23 protein-coding genes are annotated in these 26,631 nt (G+C 66.1%); 6 read left to right on the top strand and 17 right to left on the bottom strand.

Going from position 1 to position 26,631, the window contains the following annotated elements:
• The first annotated feature begins 287 nt into the window (after positions 1-287).
• Together B2P87_RS10810 and B2P87_RS10805 are read left to right on the top strand one after the other, a co-directional pair.
• Entirely contained in the window at positions 288-2,078 is a 1,791-nt protein-coding gene (locus B2P87_RS10810) for an aminopeptidase P family protein (RefSeq protein WP_141889950.1), read from the top strand.
• A 73-nt stretch (positions 2,079-2,151) separates the two neighbouring features.
• Positions 2,152-2,493, top strand: a complete 342-nt coding sequence (locus tag B2P87_RS10805) for a DUF427 domain-containing protein (protein WP_141889949.1) — start codon at positions 2,152-2,154, stop codon at positions 2,491-2,493.
• A 271-nt stretch (positions 2,494-2,764) separates the two neighbouring features.
• Here B2P87_RS10805 and B2P87_RS10800 read toward each other — a convergent pair whose 3' ends face one another.
• The 15 genes from B2P87_RS10800 to ftsW form a co-directional block, all read right to left on the bottom strand.
• Positions 2,765-2,956 carry a hypothetical protein gene (locus B2P87_RS10800; RefSeq protein WP_141889948.1) on the bottom strand — a complete coding sequence of 64 codons (192 nt, stop codon included), beginning with the start codon at positions 2,954-2,956 and terminating at the stop codon, positions 2,765-2,767.
• 234 nt (positions 2,957-3,190) lie between these two features.
• The gene (locus B2P87_RS10795; protein WP_141889947.1) at positions 3,191-4,873 is read right to left on the bottom strand and encodes a chloride channel protein; all 1,683 of its coding nucleotides are present in this window, start codon (positions 4,871-4,873) and stop codon (positions 3,191-3,193) included.
• A gap of 91 nt (positions 4,874-4,964) precedes the next feature.
• Positions 4,965-6,614, bottom strand: coding sequence for a DNA repair protein RecN (gene recN, locus B2P87_RS10790; RefSeq protein ID WP_141889946.1), 1,650 nt, complete (start codon positions 6,612-6,614; stop codon positions 4,965-4,967).
• Positions 6,615-6,641: 27 nt separating this feature from the next.
• Positions 6,642-7,490 (bottom strand): outer membrane protein assembly factor BamD, encoded by an 849-nt coding sequence (locus tag B2P87_RS10785; protein ID WP_058284438.1) that lies wholly within the window; start codon positions 7,488-7,490, stop codon positions 6,642-6,644.
• Between the two features lie 239 nt (positions 7,491-7,729).
• Positions 7,730-8,665 (bottom strand): UDP-3-O-acyl-N-acetylglucosamine deacetylase, encoded by a 936-nt coding sequence (gene lpxC / locus B2P87_RS10780; protein WP_058284437.1) that lies wholly within the window; start codon positions 8,663-8,665, stop codon positions 7,730-7,732.
• A 211-nt stretch (positions 8,666-8,876) separates the two neighbouring features.
• Positions 8,877-10,580, bottom strand: a complete 1,704-nt coding sequence (gene ftsZ, locus B2P87_RS10775) for a cell division protein FtsZ (RefSeq protein ID WP_141889945.1) — start codon at positions 10,578-10,580, stop codon at positions 8,877-8,879.
• 370 nt (positions 10,581-10,950) lie between these two features.
• Positions 10,951-12,285, bottom strand: a complete 1,335-nt coding sequence (gene ftsA / locus B2P87_RS10770; RefSeq protein WP_058284496.1) for a cell division protein FtsA — start codon at positions 12,283-12,285, stop codon at positions 10,951-10,953.
• 1 nt (position 12,286) lies between these two features.
• A complete protein-coding gene (locus B2P87_RS10765; protein WP_058284435.1) occupies positions 12,287-13,180 on the bottom strand; it encodes a cell division protein FtsQ/DivIB in 894 nt (297 codons plus the stop codon).
• Positions 13,168-14,046, bottom strand: a complete 879-nt coding sequence (locus B2P87_RS10760) for a D-alanine--D-alanine ligase (protein WP_244940823.1) — start codon at positions 14,044-14,046, stop codon at positions 13,168-13,170. The genes B2P87_RS10765 and B2P87_RS10760 overlap by 13 nt, the downstream gene beginning before the upstream one ends.
• A gap of 359 nt (positions 14,047-14,405) precedes the next feature.
• Positions 14,406-15,347, bottom strand: a complete 942-nt coding sequence (gene murB / locus B2P87_RS10755) for a UDP-N-acetylmuramate dehydrogenase (RefSeq protein WP_141889943.1) — start codon at positions 15,345-15,347, stop codon at positions 14,406-14,408.
• Positions 15,299-15,610 (bottom strand): hypothetical protein, encoded by a 312-nt coding sequence (locus tag B2P87_RS10750; RefSeq protein WP_141889942.1) that lies wholly within the window; start codon positions 15,608-15,610, stop codon positions 15,299-15,301. Before B2P87_RS10750 ends, murB begins: the two co-directional genes overlap by 49 nt.
• A 136-nt stretch (positions 15,611-15,746) precedes the next feature.
• On the bottom strand, positions 15,747-15,995 hold the full coding sequence (locus tag B2P87_RS10745; RefSeq protein ID WP_141889941.1) for a DUF2484 family protein: 249 nt from the start codon (positions 15,993-15,995) through the stop codon (positions 15,747-15,749).
• A 100-nt stretch (positions 15,996-16,095) separates the two neighbouring features.
• The gene (murC, locus tag B2P87_RS10740) at positions 16,096-17,493 is read right to left on the bottom strand and encodes a UDP-N-acetylmuramate--L-alanine ligase (RefSeq protein WP_141889940.1); all 1,398 of its coding nucleotides are present in this window, start codon (positions 17,491-17,493) and stop codon (positions 16,096-16,098) included.
• A gap of 5 nt (positions 17,494-17,498) precedes the next feature.
• A complete protein-coding gene (locus tag B2P87_RS10735; protein ID WP_141889939.1) occupies positions 17,499-18,590 on the bottom strand; it encodes a UDP-N-acetylglucosamine--N-acetylmuramyl-(pentapeptide) pyrophosphoryl-undecaprenol N-acetylglucosamine transferase in 1,092 nt (363 codons plus the stop codon).
• A 26-nt stretch (positions 18,591-18,616) separates the two neighbouring features.
• Positions 18,617-19,783 carry a putative lipid II flippase FtsW gene (gene ftsW, locus B2P87_RS10730; RefSeq protein WP_058284428.1) on the bottom strand — a complete coding sequence of 389 codons (1,167 nt, stop codon included), beginning with the start codon at positions 19,781-19,783 and terminating at the stop codon, positions 18,617-18,619.
• 236 nt (positions 19,784-20,019) lie between these two features.
• Between ftsW and B2P87_RS10725 the strand changes: the two genes are divergently transcribed.
• The 3 genes from B2P87_RS10725 (at position 20,020) to B2P87_RS10715 (ending at position 22,011) form a co-directional block, all read left to right on the top strand.
• The gene (locus B2P87_RS10725; protein WP_141889938.1) at positions 20,020-21,201 is read left to right on the top strand and encodes an NAD(P)/FAD-dependent oxidoreductase; all 1,182 of its coding nucleotides are present in this window, start codon (positions 20,020-20,022) and stop codon (positions 21,199-21,201) included.
• Between the two features lie 66 nt (positions 21,202-21,267).
• On the top strand, positions 21,268-21,561 hold the full coding sequence (locus B2P87_RS10720; protein ID WP_141889937.1) for a putative quinol monooxygenase: 294 nt from the start codon (positions 21,268-21,270) through the stop codon (positions 21,559-21,561).
• Between the two features lie 6 nt (positions 21,562-21,567).
• Positions 21,568-22,011, top strand: coding sequence for a MarR family winged helix-turn-helix transcriptional regulator (locus B2P87_RS10715; RefSeq protein ID WP_141889936.1), 444 nt, complete (start codon positions 21,568-21,570; stop codon positions 22,009-22,011).
• A gap of 254 nt (positions 22,012-22,265) precedes the next feature.
• On the opposite strand, the gene murD is transcribed toward B2P87_RS10715, so the two are convergent.
• Entirely contained in the window at positions 22,266-23,663 is a 1,398-nt protein-coding gene (gene murD, locus B2P87_RS10710; protein ID WP_141889935.1) for a UDP-N-acetylmuramoyl-L-alanine--D-glutamate ligase, read from the bottom strand.
• A 154-nt stretch (positions 23,664-23,817) separates the two neighbouring features.
• On the opposite strand from murD, the gene B2P87_RS10705 reads away from it, so the two are divergent.
• On the top strand, positions 23,818-24,720 hold the full coding sequence (locus B2P87_RS10705; RefSeq protein WP_414671959.1) for a glutaminase: 903 nt from the start codon (positions 23,818-23,820) through the stop codon (positions 24,718-24,720).
• Positions 24,721-25,534: 814 nt separating this feature from the next.
• Here B2P87_RS10705 and mraY read toward each other — a convergent pair.
• On the bottom strand, positions 25,535-26,617 hold the full coding sequence (gene mraY / locus B2P87_RS10700) for a phospho-N-acetylmuramoyl-pentapeptide-transferase (protein ID WP_058284424.1): 1,083 nt from the start codon (positions 26,615-26,617) through the stop codon (positions 25,535-25,537).
• Positions 26,618-26,631: the final 14 nt, after the last annotated feature.

The raw sequence follows: 26,631 nt of genomic DNA, 5'->3' as shown, positions 1-26,631 counted from the left end.
GCCTTGGGCACGGCCGCGCGCTGACGCGCGCGGCGGCGCCGGATGCCGCTGGCATCCGGCGCTTGGCCCAACGGGCCAAAGGGCATTCTGGATGCCCTCATGGCCGGGCGGGAGCCGCCGCCGGTCCTGTTCCGTCAGATCCGGTGGTTTCCCGCCGCCGCTGCCCTTGCCAGCACAGAGGTGATCTGGGACAACAAAGGCGCGCGCCCTGGCCGCGCCTTTTCCCTATCACGGCGGCCGGGATCCCCTGCCGCGTGCCGCCCTGCCCTTCAGCTGGAGAGACGCCGATGTATCAGACCTTCGATGTGACCGCCCGCCCGGAACAGGGCCCGCCCCGGCTGGCCGCCCTGCGCAAGGAACTGGCGGCGGAAGGCCTGGACGGCTTTCTGGTGCCCCGCGCCGATGCCCATCAGGGCGAATATGTGGCGCCCCATGATGAGCGCCTCAGCTGGCTCACCGGTTTCACCGGCTCGGCCGGGTTTTGCGCCGTGCTGCAGGACAGTGCCGGCGTCTTCATCGACGGGCGCTACCGCACCCAGGTGAAACGCCAGGTGGCGGCGGACTACACCCCCGTGCCCTGGCCCGAGGTGCAGCTGGCGGACTGGCTGAAGGAACAGCTCCCCAATGGCGGCAAGGTCGGTTTCGACCCCTGGCTGCATGCGGCCGGGCAGATCACATCCCTCACGAAAGCGCTGAAGGGCAGCGGCATCACCCTGGCGCAAAGCGAAAACCTGGTGGACCGGATATGGCAGGACCAGCCCGCGCCGCCGATGAACCCGGTGGCCGCGCACCCGTTGGATTATGCAGGCAAAAGCAGCGCAGACAAATGCGCGCGCCTCGCCAAGGACCTGCGCGCGGCCGGCCAGGCGGCGGCAGTGATCACCCTGCCCGACAGCATCATGTGGCTGTTGAACATCCGCGGCAGCGATGTGGCGCGCAACCCGGTGGCGCATGGGTTTGCCATCCTGCACAGCGACGCGCGGGTGGACCTGTTCATGGCGGCAGAGAAGCTGGACGGCTTGCAGGGCCATTTCGACAGCTCCGTCACCGTGCATCCGCCTGAAGACTTCCTCAAGGCCGCGTCCTCCCTCAACGGCTCTGCCGCCGCAGACACCGGCACCCTGCCGCAGATCGTGGCCGATGCGCTTGGCGAGCGGCTGGTGGCGGCGGGCGACCCCTGCGCCCTGCCCAAGGCGCGCAAGAACGCCGCCGAGATCGCAGGCAGCGCCGCAGCCCACCTGCGCGACGGCGCCGCGATTGTGGAGATGCTGGCCTGGCTCGACGCGCAGGCGCCCGGCACCCTCACCGAGATTGACGTGGTGAAGAAGCTGGAAAGCTTGCGCCGCGAGGACCCCGCCCTGCGCGACATCAGCTTTGAAACCATCGCAGGCACCGGCGAAAACGGCGCCGTCATGCACTACCGCGTGACCGAAGAGACCAACACCCGGCTGGAGGACGGCCACCTCCTGGTGCTGGACAGCGGCGGCCAGTATCTGGACGGTACCACCGACATCACCCGCACCATTGCCATCGGCACCCCCGGCGGGGAAGAGCGCGCCGCCTATACCCGCGTGCTGCAGGGCATGATCGCGATGTCCCGGCTGCGCTGGCCCAAGGGGCTGGCGGGCCGCGATATCGAGTGCATCGGGCGGATGCCGCTGTGGCTGGCCGGGCAGGACTTCAACCACGGCCTCGGCCACGGCGTCGGCGCCTATCTGAGCGTCCACGAAGGGCCGCAGCGGCTGGCCCGCACCAGCCATGTGCCGCTGGAACCGGGCATGATCCTGTCCAACGAGCCGGGATACTACCGCGAAGGCGCCTTTGGCATCCGCATCGAGAACCTTCTGGTGGCTGAGCAGGCCCCGGCCCTTGACACCAGCGACCCGGAGCGCGACATGCTGTGCTGGCGCACGCTCACCTTTGCCCCGGTAGACCGGCGGCTGGTGGATGCCTCCCTGCTGACAGCGGACGAGAAAGACTGGCTCGACAGCTATCACCGGGAGGTTGCAGCAAAGATCGGACCGCAGCTCAGCCCCGCCGCGCAGGCGTGGCTTGATGCCGCAACCGCGCCTTTGTGACCCGGGTCTGACACCCGGCTGTTACATAGACTGAACAAAAGATGACACGAATGAAGAAAGTGGGAAATCACGCATGACAAATATCCGTATCCGTAAGGCCGAAGGCACCTGGGTCGTCCGTTCCGGCGGCGCCGTATTGGGCGAAACTTCCAATGCGCTGGAGCTGTCGGAGGGCGGTCTGGATCCGGTCATCTATTTCCCGCGCGACGACATTGCCATGGCGTTCCTGGACCGCACCAGCAAAACCACCCGGTGCGAGCACAAGGGCGAGGCCAGCTACTTCTCGATCGCCAACAAATCCTCGGTCACCGAAAACGCGGCCTGGAGCTATGAGAACCCCAAGGAGGATGCAGCAGAGATCAAGGGCCATCTAGCGTTTGTGCTGAGCGACTCCGTCAAGGTCGAACAGGTCTGACCCGCCTGCCCGGCTGCGGCGGCCCTGCGCCGCCGCCAGCGTGCGGTTCCTGTTTCAGGTTTCAGGATGCAGATTGCAATCCGGCTCGCACCGGCGCCCTGGCGCCGGTGTTTTGGTGCCGGCGCTCCGCCAGGGGTTAGATAGCGGTGCGGAGGCGGCGGAGCCTGGTGCGGCGCGCCCTGCGGCAAGCCAACGGCTGCCGCAGCAGCACAGCAGCGCCTCTGCCCCCTGGGGGCGGAGGCCGATACGGCGGGGTTGCGAAAGATAAGGGCTAGGTGAGAATGGCGCGGCTCAGATTCAGCCTGGCTTCCTCCAGCGCATCGCCTGCGCCAAGGATATCCGTTTCCCGGGCACACTGGATCGCATAGTTGATCACCGCCTCCAGGGCCGCCCGTTCATTTTCCCGCTCGCTCGCCTTATTTTTCGCACCAGCCTCTTGCGGGCCGATTTCGAATTTGCGCATGAGTTTCCTACCGAAGTGAGTAAGTCTTGCTATGTTATGGTTGCAGTGTTGTAGAAGGCTCAGCCGCTGGGCAATGCAAATCTTAACTTTCTATTTACCTGTAGCGGATTTCTCACAGATGCGGGGAAGATCCGGGCCAATTTCCCCCTGGCGCATTCCGGACCACAGGGCGCAGCGCCCTGCCCTGCAAGTGAAACCCCGGGTCCGCAGGCGCTGGCTGGTCTTTCGTGCGTCTTACCTATGTTCCTCGGCAGCCGTGGCGGCAAGGGCGCGGTTATAAGCCTTCAGCGCATCCACGTGGTAAAGCGCGCCGATAATCTCCTCGGTGCCGTTTTCCGCCATCATCACAGGGAGATAGGGCACGTCGGCGCGGTCGAACACCGGCATCGCGGCCTCCAGCGAGGCGGAGGCGCGGATGCATAGCCCTTCCTCCGCCAGCTTCTGGCAGTCCTCCAGGCTGGCGCAGCGGCTGTCGCCCATCGGCCGCATCACGGCACCCGCGCGGATCAGCGCCAGCAGATAGGCCTGCGGGCCGGCCGCGCAGTGGATATCGCGCCGCTCCAGCTGGGTCAGGAAGAAGGACCGGTCCACCAGCCGCGACGCCAGCGCGGTGGACATCGAGACAGAGACCATCACAGCCAGGCCGATCTGCCAGTCGCCGGTCAGCTCGAACACGATCAGCGTGGTGGAAATCGGCGCGCCCAGCACCGCGGCGGCCACCGCCCCCATGCCGGCAAAGGCGTAAAGCGTATGGGTGCCCGACACGTCCGGCAGCACCGAGGTCGCAATCAGGCCAAAGGCCAGCCCGGTGAGCGCGCCAATCATCAGCGACGGCGAAAACACCCCGCCACCCATGCGCCCGCCCATGGTGATCGCCACGGCGGCGGTCTTGACCACGGTGAAAATCACCGCCTCCCCCAGCAGCAGCCCGCCGGTCAGCGCCAGCACCGTGGTCTCATAGCCGACACCGATGATGTGCGGATACCAGACCGCAATCCCCCCCAGCATGGCACCCGAGACCGCCGGGCGCAGCCAGCGCGGCAGGCACAGGCGCGCCTGCACCTTGCTGCCCACCTTGTCGGCAAAGAAGATCGCCCGCATCTCAACCACCGCCACAAGGCCGCAGATCAGTCCCAGAATCAGGAAGGCCGGCAGCTCCACGTAAAACTGCAGCGCGCCGGGTGTGACCAGGGTGAATTCGGTGACATCGCCGTATTCCAGCCGGTTGATCACGGTGCCCGCAACCGAGGCGATGACGATCGGCGCAAAGGCGTTGACCGCGAAGTGGCGCAGCACCACCTCCAGCGCGAACAGGGCGCCGGCAATCGGCGCGTTGAAGCTGGCAGACACCGCCGCCGCCACCGCACAGCCCAACAGGTCGCGCCCGGTGATACCATCAGCATTGATCCGGTTGCTGACCCAGCTGGAGATCACCCCCGCCATATGCACGACAGGCCCTTCGCGCCCCGAGGAGCCGCCGGTCGACAGGGTGATGAAGGAGGCCAGCGCCGAGGCCAGCCCCTCCTTGTGCTCGACGCGCCCGTCGTGCAGCGCCGCGCCCTCGATCACATCGGCGACCGAGCGCACCCGCCCGTCCGGGGTGAAGCGGTCGAGGATCAGGCCGACCACCAGCCCGCCGCCCGCCGCAATCGTCACCAGCACATACCACGGCAGACCCTGCGCAAAACTGTGCAGATAATCCACATCGGGCGCGCCATAGACCCAGGCCTGCAGCGCCGCGATCCCCTTGCGGAAGAACAGCGCGGCAAAGCCCGCGGCAATGCCGATCAGCAGCGCGATCAGCCAGAACTGAAACTGGCTGGGGCCGCGATGGCGCAGCACCCGCCAGATGTCTTTCAGGCCGGCCAGCCATTGCAGGGAGATTGCGGAAAGGGACGAAAGTATTTCTTGCACCATAACCTGTCAGCGGGTCTTTTTTGTTATCAATGGCCTACAACTGCCATGACGCCAGTTAAAGAACCCTCACCCGGCCAGGTTTTGCGGCGGGTTATCCGGCCAGCAATGCGCGGGCTGCAGCGCGGGCCTCGTTGGTGATGGTATCACCGGACACCATCCGGGCAAGCTCATCCACACGCTCGGTGCCATCCAGCGGCACCACCTGTGACAATGTCATGCCATCGACCACCTGCTTGCGCACCTGCCAGTGATGGCCGCCAAGGGCTGCCACCTGCGGCGAGTGGGTCACCACCAGCACCTGGCCCGCGCTGGCCAGGCTGCGCAGGCGGCGCCCCACGGCATCCGCCGTCGCGCCGCCGACACCTCGGTCGATCTCGTCGAAGATCAGCGTCTTGCTGGCGTCCTCACCGCGCAGGCAGACCTTGAGCGCCAGCAGGAAGCGGCTCAGCTCCCCGCCCGAGGCGATCTTGTTCAGCGGCCCCGCGGGCGCGCCGGGGTTGGTGGCAACGGTAAAGGCCACCGCGTCGGTGCCATCCGGCCCCGGCTCTGCCGTGGTGATGCGGGTCTCAAACACCGCCCGCTCCATCTTCAGCGGGGCCAGCTCCGCCATCACCGCCTTGTCCAGCGCCGCCGCCCCCTGCCGGCGCACGGCGCCCAGCTGCTTGGCGGCTTGCGCATAGGCATCTTCCGCTGCCTTCAGCGCGGCTTCCTGGTCGGCCAGGTTCTGATCGCCCGCGTCCAGCGCCGCCAGCTTGGACCGCAGGGTTTCGGCGTAGTCTCCCAGCTCATCCGCCTGCACCCCGTGCTTGCGTGCCAGCGCGCGGATCGCGAACAGCCGCTCCTCGCAGTCTTCCAGCTCGCCCGGGTTGAAGTCCAGGTTGTCCAGAACCCGCTCGACCCCGTCCTGGGCATCGCCCAGCTCGATCATCGCGCGGCTCAGCGCCGCCAGCGGCTCGTCCAGGCCGGTATCGTCTTCCCGGCCAGAGACGCCCTCCAGCCAGCGCTGCGCCTCGCCCATGGCGGCCTCGGCGCCCTCGCTGAGAAGCGCATGGGCGCGGGCTATATCGCCGCGGATGCGCTCAGCCGCCTGCATCTGACGGCGGCGGACATCCAGTGTTTCGTCCTCGCCCGGCTGCGGATCCAGCTTGTCCAGCTCCGCAACCGCATGGCGCAGGAACTCTTCCTCGGCCCGCACGGCGTCCAGTGCGGCACGGGTGGCCGCCACCGTCTTGCGCGCCTTGGCCGCCGCAGCCCAGGCCGCCCGCACCGAGGCCAGAAGTTGCTGGGTGCCCGCATACTGATCCAGCAGCGCCATATGGCCGCGCGGGTTCAGCAGGCCGCGGTCGTCATGCTGGCCATGCAGCTCCACCAGGGTTTCCGACAGCGCCCGCAGCACCTCGCCCGAGCAGCGGCGGTCGTTGACCCAGGCGGTCTTGCGCCCGTCGGCGGTGTTCACCCGGCGCAGGATCAGGCTGTCGCCGCCCGGCAGCCCGGCTTCTTCCAGGATCGCATGGGCCGGATGATCGTCAGCCAGCTCAAACTCCGCCAGCACCTCGCCCTGCCTGGCCCCCTGGCGCACCAGCTCGGCGCGGCCGCGCCAGCCCAGCACAAAGCCCAGGCTGTCCAAAAGGATGGATTTGCCTGCCCCGGTCTCGCCGGTCAGCACATTGAGCCCGGGCTGAAAGTTCAGCTCCAGGTGGTCAATGATCAGGATATCCCGGATATCAAGCGCGCGCAGCATTGCCCCGCCCCATTACCGCAGCAGCCGTTACAGCCACTGCCCTTTCACCGTCTGCCGGTAGATCTGGCTCAGCCAGTTGTTGCCGCGGTCCTTGGGCTTGAGCCCTTGCGCGGTCAGCAGCCTGAAGCTGTCCTCATACCATTCGGTTGACTGGAAGTTGTGCCCCAGGATCGCCGCGGCGGTCTGCGCCTCAGCGGTCAGGCCCAGCGACAGATAGGCCTCGACCAGCCGGTGCAGCGCCTCCGGCGTGTGGCTGGTGGTCTGGAACTCCTCCACCACCACCCGGAAGCGGTTGATCGCAGAGGTATAGTGGCCGCGGCGCAGGTAGTAGCGCCCGATCTCCATTTCCTTGCCCGCCAGATGGTCGAAGGCCAGGTCGAATTTCAGGATTGCCGAGGTGGCATACTGGCTGTCCGGATAAACCTCGATCACCGTGCGCAGCGCCTGCAGCGCCTGGAAGGTCAGACCCTGGTCGCGGCCCACTTCGTCGATCTGGTCGTAATAGCTCAGCGCCAGCAGGTACTGGGCATAGGCCGCATCCTCGTCCGCCGGGTAAAAGTCGATGAACCGCTGCGCGGCGGCGCGGCTGTTCTCGTAATCCCGGGTGGAGTGATAGGCAAAGGCCTGCATGATCACCGCCTGTTTCGCCCATTCGGAATAGGGGTACAGGCGCTCGATCTCGGCGAAATAATAAACCGCATCCTTGGGCCGCCGGTTGGCCAGCTCGAACTCGCCGCGTTCATAGATCTGATCGGGGGAATAGGCCTCGACCGAGTCGCCGCGCTTGACCGCGCCGCCGTCGCCGCCGCAGGCCGCTAGCGCCGCCATCAGAACGACCGCGCCGAGGGTTCTGGCTCCTGCCCTGATGCCGTTCATAGTGCCTAACCTCACCGTCATTGACTTACGGGTGTCCGCCCCGGTTATGCCGTCTCTAGCACATTCGAATGGCGCGCAAAACGCCTTTCGCCACTTCCGCGCTCACTTGGCAGAGAAAGCGGCCTGCGGTCAAGGCTGTACGGGAAGGCACGCCCCCGGCGCCGCCCTTCCGGCCGCAGGAAAAGACCCGGGACAAGGGGGTCCCGGGCCAGTTGTCCGCTCGTTCCTGGTTTTCTGCCTTATGCCACGCGGCGTTGTTCCGACGGGATTTCCGACCAGATCAGCCCCTGCCCGGGAAGCCGTGCGGTCATCGCCGCATCGCAGGCGACGGCCCGGACCGCGCCGGGCTCCGCAAACAGAGCGCGTAGCAAGGTGTTGGTCAGCGCGTGCCCCGCGCGCTCGCCAACGTAGCGCCCCAAGATCGGCCCCCCGGCCAGTGCCAGATCGCCCAGGGCGTCCAGCATCTTGTGGCGTACAGGCTCATCCGAGTGGCGCAGGCCCGCGCCGCTCTCGACACGGTCCCCGTCAAACACAACCGCGTTCTCGCCCGGCACACCGCCCAGGGCCAGACCGTTGGCCTGCATGGATTCGACATCCGCCTGGCGGCAGAAGGTGCGGCTGTCGCACAGCTCGCGCGCAAAGCTGCCGTTGCGCATGTCCAGAACCTTGCTCTGGCGGCCAATGCCGGCCTCGGCAAAGTCGATGTGGAATTCGATGGTCAGCCGGTCCGACGGCAGCAGGGTGGCGCGGGCGCCGTCCTTTTCGACAGTCACCGGCTTCAGCACCTCAAAAGCGGTCGCCGGGACGCCCTGGCGCTGCACACCATACTTCATGATGCCGCGCACAAACGGCGCTGAGGAGCCATCCACGATCGGCACTTCCGGGCCGTCGATCTCGATCAGCGCATTATGCACGCCGCAGCCGGCCAGGGCCGCCATGACATGCTCAACGGTGGAAACGCTGACGCCGGAGGTGTTGACCAGCCGGGTGCAGAGCGGGCTGCGCTCCACCAGGTCCCAGCGCGCCGGAACCACGGTGTTGCCCAATGCAATGTCGGTGCGTTTGAACACGATCCCATGCCCCGCCGGAGCCGGGTTCAGGACCATGCGGGCGGGCTTACCGGAATGCAGGCCGACCCCTTCAAATGCCACCGATGCCTTGAGCGTATTCTGCACGTTGTGCCTCTTTTCACCATGTCCGGCCTCACGGGCCGTGTTGCGAAAGAGAGTTAAGGTTTTGGAAAAAATCCTACAACTCAATCTTTGTAACGGTTTGAAACATGGCTGTAACAGATAGGCAAAACACCGCTCAGATCCGCCCAAACCCTTGATAAAAAACAAAGAAAGCCGCCCCAAGGCGGCTTTCTTCAGCGTGATAAGTGATGCGTCAGTTTGCCTGGCGGCGCAGGAAAGCGGGGATTTCGATGCGTTCCTGGTCGGGATCGGGCTGATGTGCCTGGGCCTGCTGCGGCTGCGCCGAGGGGGCCGGCGCCTGCATCGCGGGCTGCTGGCGCACGGCCTGCGGCTGATGCTTCGCTGCCGGAGCTTCGGCCGTTCCGGTCATCCGGTGGATCAGCGAATTGAGGCCAAAGCGGCGCTGCCCCTCGGGCTGCTGCTGGTGCTGGTGCTGCTGCTGCGGTGCCGGCGAAACCGGCGCCACCTGGCGCGGCTGCTGGGCGTGCGGCTGCTGAACCCGCTGGGCAGCCGCCTGCAGCCGCTCCAGCGCCTGCGGCGACGGGGTGCCCGGTGCGGGTGCCTTGGGCGCGACAAAGACGTCGGGCTGCTGGGTGGCGGTATCCGCCTGCGGGCGGAATTCCGGCACCTGCGGCCGATAGGCCGGCGGCGGCAGGCCGTCGTCGCCCATTTGCTCCGGCTCTTCGAAAACGTCGTCGGACTGCTCTTGCGCGGCGGCCTGCTGCACGTTCAGCTCTTCAAACAGCGACGGCTCTTCCAGGGTGGCGGCGGCCTCTGCGGCTTGCGGCGCCGGCGCGGGCTCCGCGGCCCGCGGCGCTTCAACCGGGGTTTGCAGTTCCAGCGGCGCGGCGCGGGTTTCCTCGACGGTAACGGTCTGGCGCAGCGGTGCCGACATCGGGCGGCGCGGCACCGGCATATCGGTGTTCACGTCGGTGGCGTCGATGCCGGTGGCAACGACGGAGACCCGCATCCGGCCTTCCATGCCGGTGTCCAGGGTAGAGCCGACGATGATGTTGGCATCCGGATCCACTTCCTCGCGGATGCGGTTGGCGGCCTCGTCCAGTTCGAACAGGGTCAGGTCGTGGCTGCCGGTGATGTTGATCAGCACGCCCTTGGCGCCCTTGAGGCTGATCTCGTCCAGCAGCGGGTTGGCGATCGCCTTCTCGGCGGCCTGCACGGCGCGGTCTTCGCCTTCGCCCTCGCCGGTGCCCATCATCGCCTTGCCCATCTCGTCCATCACCGCGCGGACGTCGGCAAAGTCGAGGTTGATCAGGCCCGGACGGACCATCAGGTCGGTCACGCCCTTGACGCCCTGGTACAGCACGTCATCCGCCATCGAGAACGCCTCGGTGAAGGTGGTCTTCTCGTTGGCGAGGCGGAACAGGTTCTGGTTCGGGATGATGATCAGCGTGTCGACCACCTTCTGCAGGCTCTCGACGCCGGCCTCAGCCTGGCGCATCCGCTTCAGGCCCTCGAACTGGAACGGCTTGGTCACGACGCCGACGGTCAGCACACCCAGTTCCCGCGCGGCCTGCGCGATAATCGGCGCCGCACCGGTGCCGGTGCCGCCGCCCATGCCCGCGGTGATGAAGCACATATGCGCGCCGGCCAGGTGGTCGACGATCTGCTCGATGCTTTCCTCAGCGGCGGCAGAGCCGACCTGCGGGCGGGCGCCTGCACCCAGACCTTCGGTCACTTTCACACCCAGCTGGATGCGGGCCTTGGCCGCGCTCTGCTGCAGCGCCTGCGCGTCGGTATTGGCCACGACGAATTCAACGCCGTCCAATTCTTTCTCGATCATGTTGTTGACGGCGTTGCCGCCGGCCCCGCCGACACCAAATACCGTGATCTTCGGCTTCAACTCTTCCTGCCCGGGCATCGAAAGATTCAACGTCATGCTCTTACCGCCTGTGTTACCCGCCCTCCCGCAAAGGGCTTATTCCTGTCCTATTCACCATAATCTTACCGCGGAGGGGATGTTTCGTCATCCCAAAAAGCACTTTGTGCCACAAAATAAGGTCTCATTCTAAGACCAAATCGCGGTATTTCGCCGTCCCTAGCAGATATTGCGGTTTAAGCACAAGCCACACACAACACAGCAGCAGCACCCGCACATCGCCGAGTGCGGGAGAAGGTCTGACTGGTATCTGGCTGGCCACTGCCCGGCCTGCTGACTCGCCGCTTTTCGCGGACGTTAAGCACAACTTAACGGGTCCCTCCGGCGCTGTCACGCCCTCTTTGACCATGACGGTGGAATTGAGTTCGGATTACCAGTTTTCGCGGAACCAGCGCACGGCGCGGCCCAGGGTGCCGGCCGGATGGCGGCTGGCGGGCATGTCGAAGTCCCACCATTCATCCTGCGGATGGGCCGCAAACAGGCACAAGCCCACAGCAGAGGCAAAGCCAGGCCCGGTTGCCGATTGCGGCAGGCCGTGCACCCGCAAGGGCCGGCCCAGGCGCACTTGCTGGCCCAGGATGCGGCTCGCCAGCCCGTCCAGCCCCATGATCTGGCTGGAGCCGCCGGTCAGCACGATCTGCTGGCTGGACAGGTATTCGAACCCGGCCGCATCCAGCCGCGCCCGCACTTCTTCCAGGATCTCCTCGACGCGGGGGCGCATGATGCCGATCAGCTCCGCCCGGCTGACGGTGCGGCGGTCATGCTCCCAGTCGCCGGTATCGCCGCCGATGTCGATCATGTCGCGGTCGTCGGCACCGGTGGCATGGACGCCGCCGCAAAAGGTCTTGATCCGCTCCGCATTGGACAGCGGCACCCCCAGCCCCATCGAGATGTCGCTGGTGATGTGATCGCCGCCCAGACGCACTGCGTCGGCATAGATCATGTGCTTCTTCATGAAGATCGAGATCGAGGTGGAGCCGCCGCCCATGTCGATACAGGCCGCGCCCAGCTCCTGCTCATCCTCGACCAGCGCCGAAAAGCCGGACACATAGGCCGACGAGGCAATCCCCGCCAGCTCCAGATCGCAGCGCTGAATGCAGCGCACCAGGTTCTGCACCGCGATGGCATCGACCGTCAGCATGTGCATGTCGACCGCCAGGGTCTGCCCCATCTGGCCGCGCGGATCGGCCAGGCCGGAGCGGTTGTCGAGCGCGAAATTCACCGGTTGCGCATGCAGCACTTCGCGGCCCGCGCCGTATTCCGGCACCTCGCAGGCGGCCAGCACCTGGGCGACCTCATGCTCCGACACCACTTGGCCCTCAAGATCCAGCGCCGCGTCCAGCCCGTAAGAGCGCGGATTGGCGCCGGAGAAACAGGCGATCACGTGGTCGACCCGCACTTCGGCCATCTTCTGCGCTGCCTGCACGGCGGTGCGGATGGCGCGCTCGGTCTCCTGCATGGCGGTGATCTCGCCGAACTGCACCCCGCGCGACCGCGTGGTGGCGGCGCCGATCACCCGGAAGCCCGACTGCCCGGCCAGCGCCCCGATCGAGCCGTCCTCGCTGAGGCGGCCGGTGCCGTCGAACCGCAGCACCAGGCAGGCGATCTTGGAGCTGCCCACGTCCAGAATCGCAACCACGCCGCGCTGCATCGCCTGACGGCGCATCTGCCGCATTGCCCGCTGCGACTGATAGAGATCTGTCATGTTACTGCCCGCCCCCATTCAACTGCCGGATGCGCCACCAGTTTTCCACTGCGTTTTCGGACATGCGGATGGTCGGGCGCCCAGCCAGACGCATATCCACCGCTGCCACATCGCGCTCCAGCAAATCCTGAACTTCACTCACCGCCAGCACCCGCTCCAAAGCGCGCACCGGATTTTCCGCTGGCAGCATAATGCGCTGCTTGCGGTCCAGCACCAAGTCCCAGCGCCGTTCGCCGATACGTACCAGGCCGCGCAGCCGCGGCCCCAGGGGTTTTGCCGCCGCGAACAACCGCAGCGCCTGCGCCGCGTGCCCGGCCGCCCCCTTGCCCGCGATCAGCGGCAAATCGGGATGCAGGCTGCGGCGGCCCAGCTCGGCGACATGGGTGCCGGTTTCATCCAGCAGCGCCAGCCCCTCGCGGCTGCGCCAGATCAGCGCCGGCTGGCGCTCCTCGACATCCACCTGCAGGATGCCGCCCGGGCGGATCCTGACACTTGCGGATTTCACCGGATCCAGCCCGGTGATCACATCGCGGATCTGCTCCAGATCCAGATCGAAGGAGCTGACCGGGAAATCCAGCGGCACCACCTCACGGATATCCTGGGCCACGCTGGTGCCTGCCCCGTCCACCGCCATCACCTTGACCATGAACTCGGGCCGCTCCTGAATGGCGGCGCGGGCATCGTTGACCAGCCCCTGCAGCGTGTCGCGGCGCCCCTCATCCGCCAGATAGGCGCTGCCGGCCGCCAGGACCAGGCACAGCGGCACTCCGAAGCGCAGCCCGAAGCGGATACCCGGCGTCAGCATCCAGCGCTGCAGCCGGTACTTCAGCCGCGACGGCGCCGGGTCCGCCCGCCCTTCTGCGCTGCGGCGGAACCGCCCCTTCAGCGATTGCATGAGGCATCCTCCACCATCCAGGCGCAAAGCTGGCCAAAGGTCATGCCGCAGAAAGCCGCCTGCTCCGGCACCAGCGAGGTCGGCGTCATGCCGGGCTGGGTGTTGGTCTCCAACAGCACCAGGCCGCTGGCGCCGCGGGTCTCATCCCAGCGGAAATCGGTGCGGCTGACACCGCGGCAGCCCAAAGCCTCATGCGCCTTCAGCGCATATTCCAGGCACAGGTCGTGGATTTCCCGCGGCAGGTCCGCAGGCAGCACATGGCGCGAGCCGCCCGGCTTGTACTTGGCATCATAGTCATACCAGCCGTCGGTCAGGATATCGGTCACCGTCAGCGCCCGGTCCCCGATCACGGTGGTGGTCAGCTCGCGCCCCGGCGCGTAGGTTTCCACCATCACCTGCTGCGGCATCTCCTCCGACAGCTGCGGCGGGCCGTTGGCGGCCTCATGCACGATATAGATGCCGACGCTGGAACCCTCGTTGTTGGGCTTCACCACATAGGGCGGCGCCATCACGTGGCCGGCCGTAACCTCATCCTTGCCATAAAGCCCGCTGTCCACCACCGGCAGCCCGGCAGACCGGTAGACTTCCTTGGAGCGCTGCTTATCCATCGCCAGCGCCGAGGCCAGCACCCCGGAATGGGTGTAGGGCAGGCCCAGCCACTCCAGCAGACCCTGGACGCAGCCGTCCTCGCCCCAGCGCCCGTGCAGCGCGTTGAACACCACATCCGGCTTTGCCTCTGCCAGGCGCGCATGCAGATCCCGGCCTGCGTCCACCTCAACAACCTCGAACCCCTCACCGCGCAAAGCGGCCGCGCATTCACGGCCGCTGGACAGCGATACCTCGCGTTCGGCTGACGGTCCGCCCATCAGCACCGCGACTTTCGGGAGTGCCCTGCTCGACTTACTCACCACGAAGCGCCTCAATATGCGGGGCTTTTCTGCCCCTGGTTCTTGGAGCCCTGAACGGGCCCGCCTTATACCTTGGTGCCGGGGTTCCCCCGGCCGGTTCTTGCGGGGCTGCGCGCCCCAGTGTCTGGCGGGGCTGCAGCCCCTTCAACCGGCATGCCATTGCCGCCTCTTCGGCACCCTAACGCCCAAATCCTTACCGGCGCGTTAACACTGCCTTTACCACGTTTAACAATTGCCGCTGCCCGGGTCCCGCCGGAACCACATGGTGACCCCAAGCTGCGGCAACAGAAGCCTTTGTCAGCATTCAGGTTTTCAAGCTATTCGGGAAGCGGATCACCTATCCGCATGATTTCCCACTCTAGCCTGATGCCGGAATTCTCGTAAACCTTTTTCCGCACGTCTTCGCCCAGGCCTTCCAGATCTGCGGCAGTGGCGCCACCGGTGTTGATCAGGAAGTTGGAATGCTTTTCGCTCATCTGCGCAGCCCCGCGCCGGGCGCCGCGCATACCGGCGTCGTCGATCACTTTCCAGGCCTTCAGGTCATGCACATCATCCGCCTGCCCGGTCGAAGAGAACCCTGCCGGGTTGCGGAAGGTGGACCCGGCCGAACGGTCCTTGACCGGCTGGGTCTCATCCCGCTTGTGCAGCTGCGCTTCCATCCGCGCGTGCAGCTCCGCCGGGTCGCCCTTGGGGCCGCGCAGTGTGGCCGAAACCAGAACCGCGCCTTCGGGAAAGTCGGTCTGGCGGTACTGAAAGCCGAGCTCATCAGCGGTGATCTCGCGGATCTCGCCTGCCCGCGTCACGATAGTGGCAGAGACAAAAACATCCGCGGTATAGCTTCCGTAGCAGCCCGCGTTCATCCGCACCGCACCGCCGATCGAGCCGGGAATGGTGCGCAGGAAGGTGAGGTCGATACCCGCATCCGCCGCTTTTTTCGCCACATGCGAATCCAGCGCCGCGGCCCCGGCGGTTACGGTATCGCCGTCTGTTTCAATGCCGTTAAAGCCGCGGCCCAGCCGGATCACCACGGCGCGCAATCCGCCGTCGCGCACGATCAGGTTGGAGCCGACCCCCATCGGGAACACCTGCACGCCCGGGTCCAGCTGGCGCAGGAAGTCTGCCAGATCCTCAGTATCCGCAGGCTGAAACAGGTGGTCGGCCGGGCCGCCCACCCGCAGCCAGGTCAGCTCCGCCAGCAGCTTTTGCCGGGTCAGCCGCCCGCGAGCCGCCGGAAGTATGATTTCAGAACGCGCCGCCATCGTCTTTTCTGCCCCAGTTTCCAGCCTATGAACGCGCACAGTCCGTAAACAAGATGGCCGTTGAAATAAAGGGACAACACGACCTGGCGGACGTCGTGTTCATGATTCTGCTCAAACCGGCTGACCGCCAGCCAGATCAGAATGGCCACCCAAACCAGCACCAGACCCTTGGCCAGCCGGTGCCACCGGTGGCGGGCGAGAATATAAAATCCGAACAGCCAAGCGGCGCCGAACGCCAGCCAGATTGCAATCACAGCGGCCATACAAGCCTCCCCGCCGGCAGACACATGCCGGCACTCAAAAACAGAACCGAATAATCCTAGGGCAGTCGTATTTCTCAGGCAGTAATACCGGCGGACTGGAAAAATTTCGTTAAGCGCACCACCCGGGGTGCGCCTGTCAGCGCCGCAGCGAGCGCCTGATATAGCGGCCCAGGTAAATGACCGGCCAGCGCAGCACCGACATCCCCGCCAGCAGCAGCGCCAGCCCCCACCAGGGGCCGTTCTCCCAGGTCACATAGCCCAGCAGCGGAATCCACAGCGCAATCAGCACGTAGGCCCGAGTCCAATGGCCGTCGCGGCTGGGAATCATCGCCAGGATATTGGCGGCCAGCGCCCAGACGGCAGCAAGGGTCAGCGACAGCGTCACACCGCGTTCCTCACCCTGCCAGCTTCTTCTGGCCGGAAATATCCCGGGGGGAGCCGCCACCGGCGGCGGGGGGCAGAGCCCCCGTCTGCTGCCGCACCCCTCAGCGTTCCAGCCTTTCAGGCAGGCCGTTGGCCCAGGTGCTGATGGTGCCCGCGCCCAGGCAGACAACCATGTCGCCGGGACGGGCCTGCTCGCGCACCAGGCGCTCCAGGTCTTCCTCGTTCAGCAGGGCACGCGCGTGGCGGTGGCCGTGGCGGATCAGGCCCGCCACCAGGTCATCGCGGCTGGCGCCCTCGATCGGCTCTTCGCCCGCGGCAAAGACCTCGGCGATTGCCACCACATCGGCCTCGTTGAAGCAGGCGCAGAAATCTTCAAACAGATTCGACAGCCGCGAATAGCGGTGCGGCTGATGCACCGCAATGACCCGCCCCTCGCAGGCCTGGCGCGCCGCCTTCAGCACCGCGGCGATTTCCACCGGGTGGTGGCCGTAATCGTCGATGATGGTGACGCCGTTCACTTCACCCACCTTGGTGAAGCGCCGGTTGACGCCGCCGAAGGCCGCCAGCGCCTCGCGGATCTCAGTGCTGTTCATGCCCAGATGCCGCGCCACCGCAACCGCCGACAGCGCGTTGGAGACATTGTGGTCTCCCGGCATCGGCAGGGTGCAGCCTTCGATCACCCGCTCCTCGGCCTGCAGCACCACGTCGAAATGCGCGACACCCGCCTTGTAGGTCAGGTTCACCGCCCGCACATCGGCCTGCGCGTTGAAACCATAGGTCACCACCCGGCGGTCGGAAATCCGGCCCACCAGCGCCTGCACCTCAGCATGGTCGGTGCAGCAGACCGCGATGCCGTAGAACGGGATGTTGGAGACAAACTCCAGAAACCCGTCGCGCAAGCGATCGAAGTCGCCCCAGTGCTCCATATGCTCCGGGTCGATATTGGTCACCACGGCGATGGTCGCGGGCAGCCGGTTGAAGGAGCCGTCGCTTTCATCCGCCTCGACCACCATCCATTCGCCCTGCCCCATCCGCGCGTTGGAGCCATAGGCGTGAATGATGCCGCCGTTGATGATTGTCGGATCAAAGCCGCCGGCCACCATCAGTTCCGCCATCATCGTGGTGGTGGTGGTCTTGCCGTGGGTGCCGGCAATGGCAACGTTCGACTTCAGCCGCATCAGCTCGGCCAGCATGTCGGCGCGGCGCACCACCGGCAGGCCGCGCAGCCGGGCCTCGTCCAGCTCCGGATTGCCCGGCTTGATCGCCGAGGAGATCACCACAACCGCGGCCTCCTCCAGGTTCTCCGCCTTCTGGCCCACGAAGATGCGCGCGCCCAGCTCTTGCAGCCGGCTGGTGATCTTGGAGGATTTCAGGTCCGACCCCTGCACCATATAGCCGAGGTTCAACAGCACCTCGGCGATGCCCGACATGCCGATGCCCCCGATGCCGACAAAGTGGATCGGGCCGACGTCACCGGGCAGTTTGGTTGCAGGGTTCATAACGTTTATCCTTCTTCGGCCAGCTGTTCCACCAAGGCCGCCAGGCGTTCGGTGGCATCGGGAACCCCGGCGTCTAGTGCGGCCGCCGCCATCTGCGTGGCGGCCCGCGGGTTACTCAGAATTGCGCCCATATGCTCCGCCAGCACCGGGATATCAAGGGCGCTTTCCGGGATCATCACGGCGGCATCGGCGTCAACCAGCCCGCGGGCGTTTGCGGTCTGATGATCGCCTGCCGCGGCGGCAAAGGGGATCAGGATCGAGGGCCGCCCGATGATCGAGATATCGGCGACCGAAGACGCCCCCGAACGCGAGATCACCAGCTGCGCCTCCGACATGCGGGCGGGCACGTCGGTGAAAAAGGTCTGCACGTCAGCGTTGATGCCATGTTCGGCATAATACACATTGACCCGCTCCAGGTCTTCTTCCCGCGCCTGATGCGAGACGCGCAGGTGCCGGCGGAGCTCCTCCGGCAGCGCGGCCACCGCAGGGGGCACCACATCGCTCAGGATCCGCGCGCCCTGGCTGCCGCCCATCACCAGGAGCGACATCGGATAGTCGCCCGGCGGGATATAGGCGGCACCGGCCCGCTCCCTCACCGCGGCCCGCACCGGGTTGCCCGCGTGTTCATGCGGCACCCCATCGGGCAAAGCTGTCGGCCAGGTGCCGCAGGCCACGCCCGCCACCCGCTTGGCAAACAGCTGGTTCACCCGGCCCAGCACGCCGTTCTGCTCATGGATCATCCGCGGCAGCTTCAGCAGCGTGGCCGCCCCCAGCGCCGGGATCGACGGGTAGCCGCCGAACCCGATCACCGCATCAGGCCGCTCCCGCCGCATTTGCGCGGCCATCGACACAACGCCGGCCGCGATCTTCGGCCCCGCCAGCGCCTTGGCCAGCAGCCCTCCCTGGGCAAAGGTGGCAGAGGACACCTCGGAAATCTCCACCGCGCTTGGAAAGGCGGCGGTGTAGCGCGCGCCGCGCGCATCCGTCGACAGCTTCACCCGCCAGCCGCGCGCCAGCATCGCCTCGGCCAGCGCCTGTGCAGGAAACATATGGCCGCCGGTTCCGCCGGCAGCCATCAATAGCAGTTTCTGTGCCATCCAAGTTGGTCTCTTTCCAAATCTCGTCAGCGGCCGCGGCCGTTCAGGTAATCGGCAATCCCGCCCTGCGGGCGCGTCCGGGTAAAGGCCAGCAGCATACCCACTGCGATCCCGGTGGCAATCAGCGAGGATCCGCCGTAGCTGACAAACGGCAAGGTCATGCCTTTGGCGGGCAAGAGCCGAACCGCAACCCCCATGTTGATCATCGCCTGCACGCCGAACATGCACACGAGGCCGGTGCCTGCGAGCCGGATGAAAGTATCGCGCTCGCGCATCAGCCGGAACAGCGAGCGCACCACGATCAGCGCATAAAGCGCGATCAGCACCGCCACCAGCACCAGCCCGTATTCCTCTGCCGCGACGGCGACGATGAAATCGGTGTGGGCATCGGGCAGTGACCATTTCACCTGCCCCTCGCCGACGCCGACGCCGAATAAACCGCCCTCGCGGATCGCGTTGGTGGCATAGCCCAGCTGGGTGGTGGGATCGACATCCGGGTTCAGGAAGCCGTCGATGCGGCGGGCAAAGTGTTCCGAGCTGTTATAGGCAAAGATACCGCCCATCACGACCACGGCAGCCATGCACACCAGCAGCAGCATCGGCGCGCCAGCCACAAAATACATCACGCCCCAGCCGAACAGGATCAGGCTTGCCTGGCCGAAATCAGGCTGCAGAACCAGCATCATCACCACCATCATGCACAGCGCGAAGGACATCAGCGTGCCCGGCGGGCCGTTGATCTGCTGGCTGGCGGCAATCATCCAGGCGGCGACCACGATGAAGCCGGGCTTCAGGAACTCCGACGGCTGCAGCGAGGCAAAGCCCAGCGAATACCAGCGCACCGCGCCTTTGCCGAAATCGGTGCCGAAAATGGGCAGAAACGCCAGCGCCACAAAGGCCACGGCAAAGCCGACCACCGCCAGCCGCCGCACCAGCACCGGCGACATCACCGAAGTCACCAGCATCGCCGCCAGCGCCGTCAGGCCGAACACCGCCTGCCGCTGCACATAGTGGAAATTACCGAAGCCGTTGCGCTCCGCCAGCGGCACCGAAGCCGCAAGCCCCAGCAGCAGGCCGATCACGAACAGCATCAGGATGCAGGACATCGTCCATTTATCCAGCGTCCGCCACCATTTCGGAAGGATCGGCTCGCCTGCCCGCACAGGAACCGCGCCATAGACCATCTCAGTCATGGGAATACCGCCACTAATTGCCTCGCTCCGCCCCATTTTTCGGGGTCTCCCTTAAACTGTAACGATTCGTGAGCGCTGGCGCCAGAAAAAGAACGCCCCTCGGCGGAATCCCACCGCCCCGCCGCAGGCCTGCCTTGACAGGCAAGAAGCCGCCCGCTTGCCGCCGGCGATGCGCAAACAGCCGCCGCCGGGACCTCCCTCTTGCGCCGGCGCCGGTTCCGTGGTCGATGCGCGCCATGCGGACAAACACCCTGATTCTCGGCGCCGGCGCGGCCGGCATGATGTGCGCGCGCCATTCCGGCGGCAGCACCCTGGTGATCGACCACGCCAAGGCGCCGGGCGAGAAGATCCGCATCTCCGGCGGCGGCCGCTGCAACTTCACCAACATGTACGCGGAGGCGAAGAACTACCTCTCCGCCAATCCGCATTTCTGCAAGTCGGCGCTGGCCCGCTACACCCAGTGGGACTTCATCGCACTGGTGGACCGCCACGGCATCGCCTGGCACGAGAAAACCCTGGGCCAGCTGTTCTGCGACGGCTCCGCCAAGCAGATCATCGCCATGCTGACGCAGGAGATGGCGCAGGCCGGCGCGGACCTGTGGCTGCAGACCTCGGTCGAGGCCGTGGAGCAGACCGCGGAGGGCTACACGGTCCGGCTCCTGCGCGAGGGCAAGGCGCAGACCGTCACCTGCCGCAACCTGGTGCTGGCCACCGGCGGCAAGTCGATCCCCAAGATGGGCGCCACAGGCCTCGCCTATGACCTCGCCCGCCAGTTCGGGCTGGAGGTCACGGACACCCGTCCGGCGCTGGTGCCCTTCACCTTCCCCGACGGGCGCTTCCAGCCGCTGGCCGGCGTCTCCCTGCCTGCACGCCTCAGCAACCACCGCACCTCTTTTGACGAAGCGCTGCTGTTCACCCACCGCGGCCTCTCCGGCCCGTCGGTGCTGCAGCTCTCCTCCTACTGGCGCGAGGGGGAGGAGATCACGGCCAACCTGATCCCCGGGACGCCGCTTTACGACCTGCTGCGCGACCAGCGCCAGGCCGGGGGCCGCCGCGACCTGACCACCGAGCTGTCCCGCCACCTGCCCGGAAAACTGGTGGAGTTCCTCGCGCCCCAGCTTGGCCTCAAGGGCCGTCTGGCCGACCAGTCCGACGCCGCGCTCGCCGCGCTGTGCGAGACCTTGCAGAACTGGCGCCTGCTGCCCGCGGGCACAGAAGGCTACCGCACGGCGGAGGTCACTTTGGGCGGCATCAGCACCGATGGCCTCTCCTCCAAAACGATGGAGGCCAAAGCCGCCCCCGGCCTCTACGCCATCGGCGAGGCGGTGGACGTGACCGGCTGGCTCGGCGGCTACAACTTCCAATGGGCCTGGTCGTCAGGCCATGCCGCGGGCACCGCCATCGCCGCCAAGGGCTAAGCGCAGCTTTACTCCAAGCCGCCCGCCGGCTATTTAGTTATCGTGATAACTTAAATGGAGTTTCCCATGACCGCCCCTTTTCAATTGTTCGCCAAGATCACGCCCAAGCCGGAACACCAGGACGCCGTCCGGGACAGCCTGCTCAGCATTCTCGCCCAGACACGCGCCGAGCCGGGCTGCCTCAAGTTCAACCTGCTCGAAGGCCGTGACGGCACCTGTTTTTATCTGGACGAGGAATGGGCCAGCGACGGCGCGCTGGCAGAGCATTACGCCGCCCCCTACATCGCCCCGATCTTTGCCAAATACGAAGACTGGCTGGCGGCACCGGTCGAAATCCACAAGATGACGCCGCTGGCCTGAACGCCGGTGTTCTTCCTCAAGGATCTCCCGTCGCAGCAGATGGTCGACGCTTACGCCGCCCCCTGCGGCGCGGACCCTGCGCGCATCACCGGCGCCCTGGTGATGATGCGGCGCGCCAGCCTTCTCATCCGCAGGCTCGACAGCTATTTCGCCGCCCATGGGCTGTCGCAGCTGCGGTTCCTGGTGCTGATCGTGATCGACCGGGAGCCGCAGCGCCAGTCGCTGACCCCGAATGACATCGCGCAGCGGATAGATATCTCCAAGCCGGTGCTCAGCAGGACGTTGCAGGGGCTGGAGCAGGACTGCCTGATAACGCTCGCTGCAAGCCGGACGGACGGCCGCTCCAAAGAAGTCTTCCTGACGGCAGAAGGCCGCCAGCGCCTGCATGATCTCCTGCCCGGCTATTTCGGCATCCTGTCAGAGGAGACGGCAGGGCTCGCCCCTGACTGACGCTCAGCCGCCGCCACGGGCCGTCCGGCACCGGACCGTTTGGAGCTTTCCGCTTCGGAGCCGCCTTCGCTTGGGCACGGGCGGCCAGGGATGATGGGCGGGGTCAAGGGAAATCGCGGAGGCTCCGCCGCAGGCGGATACCGCTATTTCCCTTGGGCGCGCGCGGCAGCTCTGGCAGGCACAGGACAAGTGAAGGCGGGTGCGAAGCGGGTATTCCGCTTGGGTGAGCCTGAAGCCCCCTCCCCGCTGACAGCCTACCCCAGCCGCTTCTTAACCTCAGCGATGAAATCCTCGCCGCGCTGTTCGAAGTTGTCGTACTGGTCGAAACTCGCCGCCGCCGGTGCCAGCAGCACGGTGTCGCCCGCCTGCGCCTCAGCCATCGCACGTTCCACCGCAGCAGCCATCGTGGTGCAGACCTCCGCCTCCACATCCAGCTGCAGAGCAAATCCCGCCGCCTCGCGGCCGATCACATAGGCCTTTTGCACATTGCCGGTCTGCCCCTTCAGCGCTTCCAGCCCGCCGTCCTTCTCCAAGCCGCCGCAGATCCAGCGGATGTTCTTGAACGCACTCAAGGCCTTCACGGCACTGTCCAGATTGGTGGCCTTGCTGTCATTCACATAGCGCACGCCCGCCGCCTCAGCGATGGTCTGGCTGCGATGCGGCAGACCCGGGAAAGTCGCCATCGCGTCGCCGATCACCCGCGGTGCCAGACCCAGTGTGCGCGCCGCCGCATAGGCCGCGCAGGCGTTCTGGTGGTTGTGCGCGCCCGGCAGGCCGGTCATCTCCCGCAGGTCGATGGAGGCCGCCTGCCGCCCCTTGCGGTACTCAGACAGGAACCCCTTGCGAGCAAAGACCTGCCAGCCCGGCCCCGTCAGCTTGCGCGCGGCGGAAATGCGGATCACCCGGTCGTCGCTGGCGCCCTCGGACAGCTGGCCTGCTAGAAACAGCCCCTCGTCCTCGTCGATGCCGATGACGGCGCGGTCCGGCCCGCCTTCGGCGAACAGCCGCCGCTTAGCGGCGAAATAGCCGCCAATGCCGCCATGCCGGTCCAGGTGGTCCGGCGACAGGTTGGTGAACACCGCCACATCCGGGGTCAGCGCGCGCGCGAGTTCGGTCTGGTAGCTCGACAGCTCCAGAACCACCACGCCACCCTCGCCGGGCGGGTCAATGTCCAAGACGCCGCGGCCGATGTTGCCCGCCAGCTGGCTCTCGCGTCCCGCCTCCTGCAGGATATGGTGCAGCAGCGCCACCGTGGTGGATTTGCCGTTGGAGCCGGTGACCGCCACCACCCGCGGCGGCTGGTCGTGCATCTGCCAGTCGGCATCCGCGAAGGAGCGGAAGAACAGCCCGATGTCATTGTCCACCGGCACGCCCGCCTCCATCGCGGCGCGGATCACCGGATTGGGCTTGGGGTAGAGATGCGGAATGCCGGGCGAGGTGATCAGCGCCGCCACATCGTCAAAGGCGCCCGGTTTATGCAGATCGCGGCAGGTGAAGCCTTCCGCCTCCGCCGCCTCCCGCGCTGCGGGGTTGTCATCCCAGCACAGCGCCTCGGCGCCGCCTGCCCGCACCGCGCGGGCGGTGGCCAGGCCGGACCGTCCCAGCCCCAGAACCGCCAGTTTCGCGCCCTCATATCCTTTGACCGGGATCATCGCCTGCACTCCCTCGAAATCCGTGCAGAAACCGCTAACCGATCCCTTCAGGCTTTGCCAGTGCCCTCAGCCGGGGCCGTCAGATTGACAAGCCCCGGCCCATGCCCGAAATTCGCCCTGAAGAAACAGGAGGACGCGGCGCGTGGCACCGGATATGCAAACCTTGCTCGACCGGATCAGCGCAGAGATGCACAGCCGCGCCGGCCGCGGCGCGGTCGCCAGCTATATTCCCGAACTCGGCCAGGTCGACCCGGACCAGTTTGCCATCGCGGTCGCCACCGCCGATGGCAAGCTGTTTCACGCAGGCGATGCGCAAACCCGGTTTTCGGCGCAAAGCATCACCAAGGTGTTCACCCTCGCCATTGCGCTGGGGCGTGCAGGCGACCAGCTGTGGAACCGTGTCGGGCGCGAGCCTTCCGGCACCGCCTTCAACTCCATCGTCCAGCTGGAGCATGAGCGCGGCCGCCCCCGCAACCCTTTTGTCAACGCAGGCGCCATCGTCACCACGGATGAGCTGCTGGCGGGCCGCGAGCCGAAGGAGGCGCTGGCGGAAATCCTCGGCTTCATCCGCGCCGCGGCGGGTGACGACGACATCCACATCAACAAGGCCGTGGCCAGTTCGGAAACCCGGCACGGCCACCGCAACTTTGCCCTTGCCAACTTCCTGGCGTCCTTCGGCAACCTCAAGAACACGCCGGAAAAGACGCTCGGCACCTATTTTCACCAATGCGCCACCGAAATGACGACGGTGCAGCTGGCCAAGGCGGGGCGTTTCCTGATCGGGGCCGACAAGGGGCCAAGCCTGGTGTCGCAGGGCCGGGTCCGGCGCCTGAACGCGCTGATGCTGACCTGCGGCCATTACGACGGATCGGGCGAGTTTGCCTACCGCGTCGGCCTGCCCGCCAAAAGCGGTGTCGGCGGCGGAATCCTGGCGATCGTGCCCGGCAAGGCCAGTGTCGCGGTCTGGTCCCCGGGCCTGGACCACAACGGCAATTCCAAGCTGGGCACCGAAGCGATGGAGCGGCTGGCCCGCGAGATGGACTGGTCGGTTTTCTGATCCGGTTGCACCGAGCGCCCCGGCTTTGCCACCTCTGCACGCTCATTATCCTTGACTGGGATCATCGCCTGCCCTCCGCACATCCGTGATTTTCGCCACACACACCACAAAGAGACAACGGAAACGCAGCCGGAGTTAGGCAAGGTCTTGATGACGTCTCCGCCGAAGCCTGACCCTGGCCTGCACGGTTAACTGCCGCCCCTTCCTCTGGTCAGCAGGCACCAAACCACGCAGCCGGCCATAGCGGACGATACAGCCCAAAACTGGGTCTGGTACTCCGATGCCACTAAGAAATCCGACAAAAAAAGTCCTGCGCAACCCGCCCATCTTATAGTGGGGCGTCATTTTCATCTGCATCGAAATCTATCAAATCGCATGCAGTTGAAACCCCGCGTTCGCCACCAAGGGCAGCGCCCGGACCGAGGGGTGGGCGTAAAGCGCCCTCCCCGTGGGGTCGGTCCGGGCGCTGCCCGGCGTGCCGCCGGGCGGAACCTCTTTGGCATGCGTTGCGTACCCGCCGCACGCTGCCCTCACCGCATCTTCACCCGGCTGAGCTACGGTCAATCCGTTGCAACGAGACGACCAGGAGACCGGCCCCCTCAGACCACCTCCTCATTGGGTGCAGGGCGGGTCCGCGAAAGGCCGATAGACGGACATGGCCGCTGACAACGGCCATCCGATGCTCCGCCCCTCCGGCGGCGCCGCCTTCTTCACAAAGACAAACCGCCCGAAGCAGCAGCCCCGAGCGGTTCCAGAGTTTAAAGAGATCCAACCGCCCCGCCGGAGATACGGCGCGGCGGGACAACGGCGTGCCTTACCGCACCTTCAGCGTCGCCAGGCCGATCATCGCCAGAATCAGCGAGATGATCCAGAAGCGGATCACGATGGTCGGCTCCGCCCAGCCCTTCTTCTCGTAGTGGTGATGGATCGGCGCCATCAGGAACACCCGCCGTCCGGTGCGCTTGAAGTAGAGCACCTGGATGATCACCGACAGCGCCTCAACCACGAACAGGCCGCCGACAATGGCCAGAACCAGCTCATGCTTGGTGGCGACCGCGATGGCGCCCAGGGCACCGCCCAGCGCCAGCGAGCCGGTGTCGCCCATGAACACCGCCGCCGGCGGCGCGTTGTACCACAGGAAGCCGAGGCCCGCACCGAACAGTGCCGCGGTGAAGATCAGGATCTCGCCGGTGCCGGGCACGTAATGCACGTCCAGATATTCGGTAAAATCGACGCGCCCCACCGCATAGGCGATGACGCCCAGCGTGCCGGCCGCAATCATCGACGGCATGATCGCCAGCCCGTCAAGGCCATCTGTCAGGTTCACCGCATTGGCCGCACCGACGATGACGCAGATCGAAAACGGCACGTAGAAGATCCCGAGATTGATCAGCGTGTCCTTGAACACCGGCAGCGCCAGCTGGTTCTGCAGCGGCTCCGGGTGATAGGCCGCGGCCCACAGCGAGGCGGTCACCGCGATCAGTACCCCCAGCAGCAGCCGCACCTTGCCCGGCACGCCCTTGGTGTTCTGCTTGGAGACCTTGGCATAGTCATCGGCAAAGCCGATGAGGCCATAGGCCATGGTCACAAACAGAACCAGCCAGACAAAGGGGTTATCCCAGCGCGCCCACATCAGCGTCGCGGTCAGCAGCGCGCCGACGATCAGCAAGCCCCCCATGGTCGGGGTGCCCGCCTTGGAGAAATGCCCCTCCGGCCCGTCATTGCGGATCGGCTGGCCCTTGCCCTGCCGCTTGCGCAGCACGTTGATCAGCGGTTTGCCGAACAGGAAGCCGAAGACCAGCGCGGTCAAAAAGGCGCCGCCTGCGCGGAATGTGATATAGCGGAACAGGTTGTAAAAATCCCCCCCGTCCGACAAAGCGGTCAGCCAATAGAGCATCCTGGCCCTTCCCT

The sequence above is a fragment of the Leisingera sp. UBA4491 genome (assembly GCF_002388965.1).
GTDB classification, from domain to species: domain Bacteria; phylum Pseudomonadota; class Alphaproteobacteria; order Rhodobacterales; family Rhodobacteraceae; genus Leisingera; species Leisingera aquaemixtae.
Note: the sequence above shows the minus strand (reverse complement) of the source record. Positions and strands in the feature narration are given on the sequence as shown.